This window comes from Veillonella fallax (assembly GCF_020687175.1).
Classification (GTDB): domain Bacteria; phylum Bacillota; class Negativicutes; order Veillonellales; family Veillonellaceae; genus Veillonella; species Veillonella fallax.
The window spans coordinates 1-10,543 of the sequence record NZ_JAJEQD010000031.1 but is presented as its reverse complement, the minus strand read 5'-3'; the positions used below and the strand labels follow the sequence as shown (position 1 = coordinate 10,543).

Annotated in this window: 8 protein-coding genes; all 8 read right to left on the bottom strand. The window is 42.4% G+C overall.

The window, feature by feature from the left end; all coding sequences use genetic code 11:
- Positions 1-156: 156 nt before the first annotated feature.
- Entirely contained in the window at positions 157-573 is a 417-nt protein-coding gene (locus tag LKD20_RS09270) for a hypothetical protein (protein WP_227721585.1), read from the bottom strand.
- Between the two features lie 214 nt (positions 574-787).
- The gene (gene dnaB / locus LKD20_RS09265) at positions 788-2,146 is read right to left on the bottom strand and encodes a replicative DNA helicase (protein ID WP_105089867.1); all 1,359 of its coding nucleotides are present in this window, start codon (positions 2,144-2,146) and stop codon (positions 788-790) included.
- A 69-nt stretch (positions 2,147-2,215) separates the two neighbouring features.
- Positions 2,216-2,662 (bottom strand): 50S ribosomal protein L9, encoded by a 447-nt coding sequence (gene rplI / locus LKD20_RS09260; protein WP_105089868.1) that lies wholly within the window; start codon positions 2,660-2,662, stop codon positions 2,216-2,218.
- On the bottom strand, positions 2,659-4,686 hold the full coding sequence (locus LKD20_RS09255; RefSeq protein ID WP_105089869.1) for a DHH family phosphoesterase: 2,028 nt from the start codon (positions 4,684-4,686) through the stop codon (positions 2,659-2,661). Before LKD20_RS09255 ends, rplI begins: the two co-directional genes overlap by 4 nt.
- A 16-nt stretch (positions 4,687-4,702) precedes the next feature.
- The gene (locus LKD20_RS09250; protein ID WP_227721584.1) at positions 4,703-5,662 is read right to left on the bottom strand and encodes a DUF2232 domain-containing protein; all 960 of its coding nucleotides are present in this window, start codon (positions 5,660-5,662) and stop codon (positions 4,703-4,705) included.
- A 196-nt stretch (positions 5,663-5,858) separates the two neighbouring features.
- The gene (locus tag LKD20_RS09245; protein WP_227721583.1) at positions 5,859-7,994 is read right to left on the bottom strand and encodes a ribonuclease J; all 2,136 of its coding nucleotides are present in this window, start codon (positions 7,992-7,994) and stop codon (positions 5,859-5,861) included.
- Positions 7,995-8,378: 384 nt separating this feature from the next.
- Positions 8,379-9,455, bottom strand: a complete 1,077-nt coding sequence (locus LKD20_RS09240) for a DUF805 domain-containing protein (RefSeq protein ID WP_227721582.1) — start codon at positions 9,453-9,455, stop codon at positions 8,379-8,381.
- 103 nt (positions 9,456-9,558) lie between these two features.
- Entirely contained in the window at positions 9,559-10,350 is a 792-nt protein-coding gene (locus LKD20_RS09235) for a uracil-DNA glycosylase (protein WP_227721581.1), read from the bottom strand.
- Between the last annotated feature and the right edge of the window lie 193 nt (positions 10,351-10,543).

Below are 10,543 nucleotides of genomic sequence, written 5' to 3'. Positions count from 1 at the left end.
CGTTGCCGCACCCGCATAGCGGGTGGTTTTATGATTCGCGACTACGTCGCGAACCAGTCTAAAGACAATAATAAAAAGCATCTAACACTAGATATATAATCTAATGTTAGATGCCATATGTTTAACAGACTATTAAAGATAGCTAATTTGTTTCTATCAAAACAAACTTAATAACACTAATCCCCCTAATACAATTGAAACAGCACCATACTCAATAGTTATCGTCACATTATCTATACTTACTTCTCCATTTTTTGCAAGTACACCTGTCGGACTAAATTGAACCATAGGTCCACTGGTTGGTGCAAAAGGAATATAAAACTCTAAACTTTCAGCAGTATGAGTCTCACCATTCAAGATATACTTAATATCATAACCATAAATATATTTATCCATACCACGAGCTACAAATGGTATTTCCTTTATAACTCGTGGAAGTATAGACACAATCGTTACTGGAGTTCCATTGCGACGTAATACAAATCGTTTGATAATTAAATACAACCCACTAAGTATTAACCAAAGAGCCACACAACAGAAGTAAAATACAAAAAACTCAAAGCCGCTACCCATCACACGCTCCTTTCCCAGCAATACACTGAAAACTATCTAGCTCTATTATATATTGATGGGACTTATTTTGCTAACGTAATACAAAAAGAGCACCACCTATCGAGGGGCGACTTACGCGTCGTTTGGAGCCACGAGATAGGTGGTGCTTTTTTGTAACTAAGTTGTCGAAATAAAGTCGGGCCCCATCAATATAGACACGGCCCGATAGTTTTCATTATTGTTCCGGCCCCATGTCTCGGAATTCCACGTCTCTAAATTGTGTTAATTCCCCAATGAATTGGAGTTCCACAGTACCGACGGAACCATTACGGTGTTTACGAATGAGGACCTCTGCGTTGTCCCCTTTTTCGGAGTTTTCATCGTAATATTTATCGCGGTACAAGAAGATAACAATATCCGCATCTTGTTCAAGGGAACCAGATTCACGAAGGTCAGAAAGTACAGGCCGTTTATCTGGTCTACTTTCAACACTACGAGACAACTGAGACAAAGCGATGAGCGGAACGTTAAACTCACGAGCGATCAATTTAAGGTTACGAGAGATTTCAGATACCTCTTGTTGACGGTTCTCGCTGCCCTTGCCACCGTTGCGGCCCTGCATCAACTGGATATAGTCGACGATAACAAGATCGAGACCATGCTCTACCTTGAGGCGGCGCAGTTTAGAACGCATATCTTGTACGGTAAGGCCCGGCGTATCATCGATAAAGAGCTTGGATTTACTCATGCGATCCGCCGCAGCGATAACCTTTTCCCAATCAGCTGGGTCCATATTCGCACGGCGCAACTTTTCAGAGCTTACACCTGCCACGGAGGAGAGGATACGACCAACGAGCTGTTCCTTGCCCATTTCTAGGGAGAAGAATGCTACCGTCTTATCGTACAACATCGTTACGTTTTGAGCGATGTTCAAGGTGAAAGCCGTTTTCCCCATCGCAGGACGAGCTGCTACGAGGATGAGGTCAGATTTTTGTAAACCATTAAATACATGGTCTACGTCCTTAAAGCCCGTTGGCACGCCTGTAATAGCACCATCATGCTGTTGCAATGCATTTAGCTTATCTAAGTTAGATAATACTACCTCACCAATAGGCGCAAAGGATGATTCAGACTGTGTTTGACCACTTACGTCTAGTACCATTTGCTCTGCCTTGTTAAGAATAGCCGTTGGCTCATCTTCACCAGCATACGTCATACCTACGATTTTATTCCCTGCATCGATAAGACGGCGCAACTGAGCTTTCTCGCTGATGATTTTCGCATGTTCCTCTACATTGTAGGATACAGATTCATTGGCGAGAGATGTAATATAAGCAAGACCACCTACCGCATCGAGTCGCTTACGGCGGTCTAATTCTTCACCTACGGTGATGAAGTCCGCCGTCTTGTTAGCATGCACGATTTCTAAGATGGCATCATAAATAATACGATGCGCATCGCGGTAAAAGTCTTCAGATTTTAGAATACTCGTCACTGTATCAACAACAGCACCCGAGTTGGATCCATTCGTTAACAAAGCCCCCAAAACGGCCTTTTCCGCATCTAGATTATGCGGTGGAATGCGTACATCCATGATAATCCCCTTTACAAAACCACTATGGATAAAAGAATTCACCATACTCAAAGAGCATGGTGAACACTATTATTCAGCTACTACGTTAACCTTGATAGTACTTGTAATCTCAGGATGAACACGAACGAGTACGTCATGCACGCCTAATGTTTTCAATGGTTCTTTGATTTCGATTTTCTTTTTATCGATATCTACTTTGTATTGCGCTTTAGCTGCATCGGAAATGTCTTTTGCAGTAACAGAACCAAATACGCGACCTTCTTCGCCCATGCGAACTTTTACAGTTACTTCAACCTTAGCCAATTGAGCTGCCAAGATTTTAGCTTCGTCATTCGCTACAACTTTGTGGTGAGCGATGGATTCTTGTTTTTGTTTCGCATTATTTACGTTAGTTGCTGTACCTTCAAGGCCAAGACCTTTTTTGATCAATACATTACGGCCATATGCATCGCTAACTTCAACGATTTCGCCTTTTTTACCAACCTTTTTAACGTCTTCTAACAATACTACTTTCATTGTTCTTCCTCCTCTTTCTCCGCGGAATGAAGGGCTTCAAGAGCATGCTCTAAGATAGCCTTCTTCGCTTCCTCTATTGTCATACCTTGTAATTGGGCACCAGCCACAGTTCTGTGACCGCCGCCACCCAAGGCTTCCATTACAACCTGTACATTTACCTTGCCTTTGGATCGAGCGCTAACGCCGATACCGCCGTCATTCAAGGAGTAAAGTACAAAGGCTGCTTCAATATCTTCATTACTGATGAGCATATCCGCACTTTGTGCAGCTAATGCCATCATATCCTTCAAACCTTCAGGTGCTACAGAAATAGCAATCCCTTCAGTTCGACTGGCTTCAAATACCATTTTAGCACGCAATTGGATAGAATCGAAGGTTTCAATAAATAATTGTTTAACCTTTTCAATATCCGCCCCTGCACGGCGTAAGAATGCTGCCGCTTCAAAGGTACGGGCACCAGTTTGTTGAACAAAGTTCTTCGTATCAAGTACGATACCCGCATAAATACCTGTAGCTTCAGCTTTTGAAAGTTTTACGCCACCACCTGCGTATTGTACAAGCTCTGTTACGAGCTCAGATGTAGATGACGCCGTTGGTTCCAAGTACGTAAGCAATGGATTTTCTACGAAGTCCGCTGCACGACGGTGATGGTCGATAACGATGCGTCGTTCAGAAATTTCAAGAGCCTCTTGAGCGGCTACCATTTCTTGACGATGCGTATCACATACGATAGTGAGCGTATTCGCATCTACCCACGCTTTTGCTGCATCAGGGGTGATAATATGTTCCGTCCAGAACTCATCTTCTTTAAGAACAGTCACCATTTTATCGATGGCGCTCGTTTCTTTTGAAAGCACGATGCGCAATTCTTTACCCAAGGTACGTGCAATGGCTACAACACCGATAATACCACCTAATGCATCGTAGTCTTCACGTTTATGACCCATTACAAGAATTTTATCGGAATCAAGCATAAGCTCATGTAAAGCTTGTGATACCACACGAGCACGAACGCGCGTATTCTTTTCGACGCCAGCTGTATTGCCACCGAAGAAGCGGGTACTTTCACCATCCATAATACACACTTGGTCACCACCGCGACCTAATGCGATATCTAAGGCAGCACGAGCACGACTAGACACCTCTTTTACAGAGCCTACATTCTCGCTAATCCCCACAGAAATCGTAGCTGGCACTTGACGAGGAGAAGGCAATTTACGAATGCGTTCAAGCACTTTAAAGCCATTTTCCTCCATCTCATGAAGGGCGCCACGAGAAATAGCAAAGGTATACATATCGTCTTGGAAGTTACGGATAAAGCCTTCATAGCGGTCAATTTCATCCATAATAATATTGTTAATATCTGCCCAAACACTAGTATACTCACGGTCACTAAGACCTTTAGTCAATTCTTCGAGATTATCGATTTGAATCATGCCCCATACAGGCTGATCCTCTTCAGCTTTAATGCGGGCCTTTTCGAGAGCCGTAATGTCCTTAAAGTACAGAGCCATTACTGCATGTTCGGCCAATTCATCTTCACTATGAATATCTGGTCGCGTATCGCGAGGGTCGATGAATTTATAGATAATTTGGAAATATCTTTCATCATATTTCTCCGTCATATATCCGGATTTGCCCCAGATTTTATCAATACGGAATCCAGGCAATAGAGCAGACATTTTTTGGAATTTATTCCAGTCTACTGTAACCCAGTCTGCAAAGACGCTATTATTCCATACCAAGGTGCCTTGTTTATTAACAAGGACAATGCCCATCGGTAAATTTTGTAAAGCAAAGTTAGAAGCTTGTGTGACGTTTTTCATCATCGCCCCAAACTGTTCTCTTGCTAAACGACGCCGGTTATGAAGGGTATTGTAGTTTACCAAATATGCCGCTACTACGATAATTAATGCTAAAACTGCGACAGCCCAGTTCAAATAGGCCAGCAATAATAACAACAATACGATAACGGTAATAATGGTAACTTCTAAACCTTCCCATTTTCGTTGAAAGGATTTCATAACGGCCTCCTTTCTGTTACAAGCTACGTTTTTGGAAACGTACTCGCATATCTAAAAACATATCTAAAATACCATATATAACAAGTGCCATAGGACTCATCACATACAAGAAGCCTATAATAGCAAACTTAAAGAGGCCTGCCAAGTTATAAGACTTCATAATGGATAGCAAACATGTAATGCCATTTAGACCACATATCATGCCACCAAATAAGGCAATATTGAGGCCTACGTCTGAAAGAATGCCATTAGCATAGCCTAAATACTGTCCGCCATAAGCAAGGATAATACCTACTGCTAATACACCAGCACCCCAAATCGGCATGCGCCATGTATCCATTGTTGGCAATGTACGCATAACACTATTAGTGCGACGACCAATATAGCATACAAGCTTTGCTGAAATATAGGTTACGATTACATTGGCAGCAAACCAGTATGCTAACAGCATACGCTTTGCTTGATCAAAAGCAAAATCTAAGCGGTTAATATACTCATTCATTTGCTCTTGTGTCATAGGTTGCTGTTTCACAGACTCAATAATAGCATTCTTAAGGTCTACATCAATCATATGATTAATCTGAGATAAATCAAAGGATGTAAGTCCTGCAGACACGAGAATCCCGATGAGGCTCGTTAACGTAAGTGCAATAGCTGGTATAACGATGAGCTTACCAAAGGACCAATTGGCTCTGAAAGCTTCACCGAGGAAAATACTCGGCAAGGAATATGCCAAGATGGTCGCCATTGCCATTAATGGACCTACTAAAAGGGAAACAAGAACGAATGCTACCACTGATGCAGCACAACTATATCGGCTGCCCCAACGGATACCAATGATTGCAATCCCAGCTGGCGCAACCAAGGTTGCTAACAAACTGAGGATAGGAACCGTAGAACCTACTATGGTTAACATAACAACGATGGCCGATACAAATGCTGTTTCTACCATCGCTCTTGTATTTATTTGTTTCATAAATCTCCATTCTAAATAAAAGAAGATAGATTAATTGGTATCTTTTAATTATAACAGTTTAAAAAGGTAACTTCAAATACCCTATATAGTAGACAAATGCGATAGCACCGCTATTTATAGTAGATTTGAAAGGTTCCTTTTAACATGTTAAAAGTACCACACCATAAGGTGCGGTACTTTCATATATTGTATTTGATTATACGTCTTGAATAATCGGCAAGATCATAGGACGACGGCGAGTTTTATCATAGAAGAATTTACCCAACGCGTCGCGTACGTTTTGCTTAATAGTAGTCCAATCTTTGATGCGTTGCATTTCGCATTCTTCAAGAACTTGGTCTACGCGGTGTTCTGCAGCAATCATAAGTTCTTCTGCATCGCGTACGTATACGAAGCCACGAGATACGAGGTCTGGACCAGCTACGATTGTACCAGAAGCTTTGTCCATCGCCATTACAACGATAACCATACCTTCTTGAGCCAATTGTTGACGGTCACGGATAACGATGTTACCTACATCGCCAACGCCAAGGCCATCAACGAAGATAGCACCAGCTTGTACACGACCACCTTTACGGCCACCATCTTTATCAAACTCAAAGATTTGACCATTGTCGCCGATAAGGACTTTCTTAGGATCTACGCCCATAGCAACACCAAGTTCACCATGGCGACGCAACATGCGATACTCACCATGAACTGGAATGAAGTATTCTGGACGAACAAGGTTAAGCATCGTTTTAAGCTCTTCTTGGCTCGCATGACCAGATACGTGGATACCACGATCTTTACCATATACAACGTGACAACCTAATCGGAGCAAGTTATCGATAGTTCTACCTACAGCACCTTCGTTACCTGGAATTGGTGTAGCAGAGATGATAACTGTATCATTCGGCGCCAACTCTACAGTGCGGTGGTTGCTTGTAGCCATACGGGACAAGCCTGCCATCGGTTCACCTTGAGAACCAGTTGTTAAGATCATAATTTGGTCATCTGTGTAGTTGTGCATTACATCTACGTCGATAATTGTATTTGGTGGAATGTTCAAGTAACCGCGTTCTTGAGCGATTTCTGTAACATTTACCATACTGCGGCCCATAACGACAACCTTACGGTTGAACATAACTGCCGCATCAATAGCTTGTTGGATACGAGATACGTTAGATGCAAATGTAGCTAACACAACGCGGCCTTTTGCTTCTCCAACAGCTTGTTTAATAGCAGGACCTACGGAACTTTCAGAACCTGTAGTACCTGGTTTTTCAACGTTTGTAGAGTCGGACATCAAGGCCAATACACCTTTATTGCCAAGCTCAGCAAATTTGTGCATATCCATCAAACGGCCATCAACTGGTGTTTGGTCGATTTTAAAGTCACCTGTATGAAGTACAGTCCCGATTGGTGTATCAAAGTACACAGCGCAGGAGTCAGGAATGGAGTGGTTTGTTTGGATAAAACCAACCTTCACTTGACCAATTTGAACTTCATCGCCTGCAGCAATAGTACGAAGACATTTTGGAGATACCTTATGTTCTTTAAACTTGCCTTCAATCAAACCACAAACGAGATTTGTTGCATATACTGGGCAATTGATTTCTTTCATAAGGTATGCCAAGGAACCAATATGGTCCTCGTGACCATGGGTAATTACGACAGCTTTCACGCGATCCTTATTCTCGATGATATAGCTCATATCAGGAATAACGATATCTACGCCAAGCATATCTTCGCTAGGGAACGCAAGACCAGAGTCGAGAACGATGATTTCGTCCTCATATTGGAAGATGGTCATGTTTTTACCGATTTCACCAAGACCGCCAAGAGGGATGATTTGGAATTTACCCTTATTAGCGCCATTTGGTGTACGACCTACTAATTCCACAGGAGCCTCTTGATTGTTGCGGTTTGTGGAGCGATTATTTGGACGGTTGTTGTTACGGTTTTGACTATTGCGACCATTGTTAGAGCGCGTATTACGCGTATTTTCACTACGTTCACCACGTGGTGCACGAGTTTGACGAGGTTTACGTTCTGTACGTTCTTGACCTTCACCTTGCTCAGCATTGCGACGTGTATTTGTACGGCGTGGCGTATTAGTACGACCACCATTTGCATTTGTACGAGTATTTGTACGGCGTTGGCGTGTTGTGCCTTCACCTTCACCAGCTGCATGTTGACGAGTACGACCCTCGCCAGCAGGGCGGCGTGTATTAGTGCGGCGGCGAGTCTGTTTATGTTCGCCTTCAGCCGCAGCTGTACGAGTAGCAGGTTTTGCTACTGTTGGTTCTGCTTTCACTTGTGCAGTAACCTGATTATCTGTTGTATTCACAGTTCCTCCTAAAATTTTGTTCATTATTTTATTTAACATAGTTTCTTTTCTCACCTATCACTTGAATTGATCTATGCTATGGAGGCCACACAAAGAAAAAGGCGCTAAAATACTAGCGTCTCGTCAAATGGGCGCAAAAATGCGCTATCAATTTTTGCCGTTCCTAGTGTTGTTGTGACCATTTGCCATAGCAAATGAGTATATTGCCATCATTAGACATGTCAGCCGCGACGGGTACGTTCTCTTCGTTCCAATCTAATGAGTTTTGCAATATAATCCGATCGATTTTGATGAAAGCCTCGCTTTCATACGTTATGTCTATTGTAACATAAAAATAGCGTTAACAAAAGAGGGGAACCCCCTTGTTAACGCTAAAACATAGTTTTAATCATCATTTGGCATAGTTTTGTAAAAACCTTCAATCCGCCAAGCACCATTTTCTTCAATAACAGAAATATAGCGCTTCATCGGTGTGGCTTCCACAAGACCGGCGCCAGTTGTTGTCGTTTGTAGGTTCGCCTCAAAAACAATGCGTTTCAAGTCTCCTGTGCGACTCACCCGTGTAGCACCTAAGGACACTACATCTACCTTTGGCGCTTGTTTCATAGATGCTAGCCATTTTTGTTTTTCTGTCGGGTTTGTACTAGCTTGGCTGATGATATAGGTGAAAGCCTTATCATAATCCTTGTTATTTACGGCATCAAAATAATTTTGTACAGCAGATCGCGCCGCTTCCGTACCGCCTTCACCAACGATAGCGTTTGTAAGCCATCCGTCAGGGAATACCTCATTAGCTGGGCCCATCGCACGTAAAGATGCGCCAAACACACAGATTACTATAACAAGTAATCCCACTAGAACACGTGTAGTTAAAGCATTACTCGTAGGAGATACTTTCATAATAGATGCCAAGCGCTTATCTATGATGATATGTTGCAATGCGCTGCCATATTGATTATCCTGTGGCTGTCCTTTTACACATAACAAACCTAATAAGATCAGTGGCCCTACAAAGGGAATAAGAAACAGCAACAATGTAGCACTACTTTTACCCGTATCATGGAGACGTCGTACAGATAGCGCAATCAAAGGCATCAAGGAAACTAAACTAAGTATGGCAACGATAAGACCTGCCAATCCGATTAGATACGGTCCCGTATGCAATATGGCTGTCAAACCATAAAATACCACTAACAAGCCAATAATAGCAATATGCCATAACAACAGAAATTGGAAAAACTCCCTACGAGAGGCGCGCCCATCTGTATCCATGAACTTCGTGCCCATCACATAGAGGAATGTATCCTTATAGCTTAGCTGATAATGAGACAACGGATAAATCACATCACCTTCTGGTGCAATGCGCTCCACCTCTGTTGCCACCGTATACTGTCCACAAGTAGGACAAAACATAGCCGCCTCATCACAATAATGACGGCAAGCATCACAATACCGTTTCATAAACTTCTCTCCAAAACTCTCTAAACATGCTCTTAAAAGCTCTCTCCAAAATGTTCTCTTAAAAGCTCAAGCTCTTGAATACGTAAGAACTTATCAAACTATATTATCTTAAATACGTATCTACAGCCTCTGCAAACCCTTGTCGATATAGATTGGCTCCACCATTTGCTGGGTGGCGCAGTCCAATAGCAGCTAGACCAAATTTGCCCATTGTATCAGCAGATTTCTGACCTACGGCCAGTATAAGAGGTTCTACACCGCCTAGCTCTAGATGTAAATCTAACAAGCGTTTTGTATACTCCCAGCCTAATTGTTGTTCTTTATCTGTAGGTGTACGGTTAGTCAATGGATTTCCATCCTTATGTGGATGGAACGGGAATATATTCCACAGCAACGTGTCATAGGGATCGATGCCTTTTTCAACAATAGCACTCCATACCACAGTGTCAGTAGGTTCGTTAAAGCCGTCCTTCTGCTGTGTTCCTTTCAACAGAGCGCTATTAGGAGAACTAGTGCGTTCTAATCGAATAGGCGTCACATCCTTCGCACGAATGGTTTTGTGCTTATCTAATAGCATTCTCTCACAAGTAATAGCAATACCTGTGAAGCGTCCCCCTTGATACCCTACAGCCTCAGCCACTACAAAGACCTTAGCTCGACCTAAGCGTGGCAATAAATAGGCTACTAAATTATCTCGACGCACTTGGGCCGCATCAAAACCCTCTGCAACGATTTCTAAATAGGGATTTACCTCGCCCCAAGGATTATGAACAAGACTACCTTGATACTGAGCAAGCCAATCTACAAAACCGCGCACCTTCTCTACACGCTCTGTATCAAAGGACGCTATATATTCATCAAAAGACATGCTCTTCTCTAACTCAAATAAAGACATACAGCCTCCAATTTAAATTTCATATGTTATTACCGATATATATCTACTATACATGATAATTACACGAATTGCATAAGAAACATAAAATAAGCAATAAAAAACTCCCTCAAGTATTTTGTAGTGACCCCAAAAAGTTAGACTTTTATTTCCGAGTAACCTAAACTGGTTGCTCGGAATTTTTTTATGCTGCAGT

Bases quoted from the DNA above. Each gene is read 5' to 3' on its own strand.
- LKD20_RS09270 (WP_227721585.1), bottom strand. From the start codon at position 573: ATGGGTAGCGGCTTTGAGTTTTTTGTATTTTACTTCTGTTGTGTGGCT.
- dnaB (WP_105089867.1), bottom strand. From the start codon at position 2,146: ATGGATGTACGCATTCCACCGCATAATCTAGATGCGGAAAAGGCCGTT.
- rplI (WP_105089868.1), bottom strand. From the start codon at position 2,662: ATGAAAGTAGTATTGTTAGAAGACGTTAAAAAGGTTGGTAAAAAAGGC.
- LKD20_RS09255 (WP_105089869.1), bottom strand. From the start codon at position 4,686: ATGAAATCCTTTCAACGAAAATGGGAAGGTTTAGAAGTTACCATTATT.
- LKD20_RS09250 (WP_227721584.1), bottom strand. From the start codon at position 5,662: ATGAAACAAATAAATACAAGAGCGATGGTAGAAACAGCATTTGTATCG.
- LKD20_RS09240 (WP_227721582.1), bottom strand. From the start codon at position 9,455: ATGAAACGGTATTGTGATGCTTGCCGTCATTATTGTGATGAGGCGGCT.
- LKD20_RS09235 (WP_227721581.1), bottom strand. From the start codon at position 10,350: ATGTCTTTATTTGAGTTAGAGAAGAGCATGTCTTTTGATGAATATATA.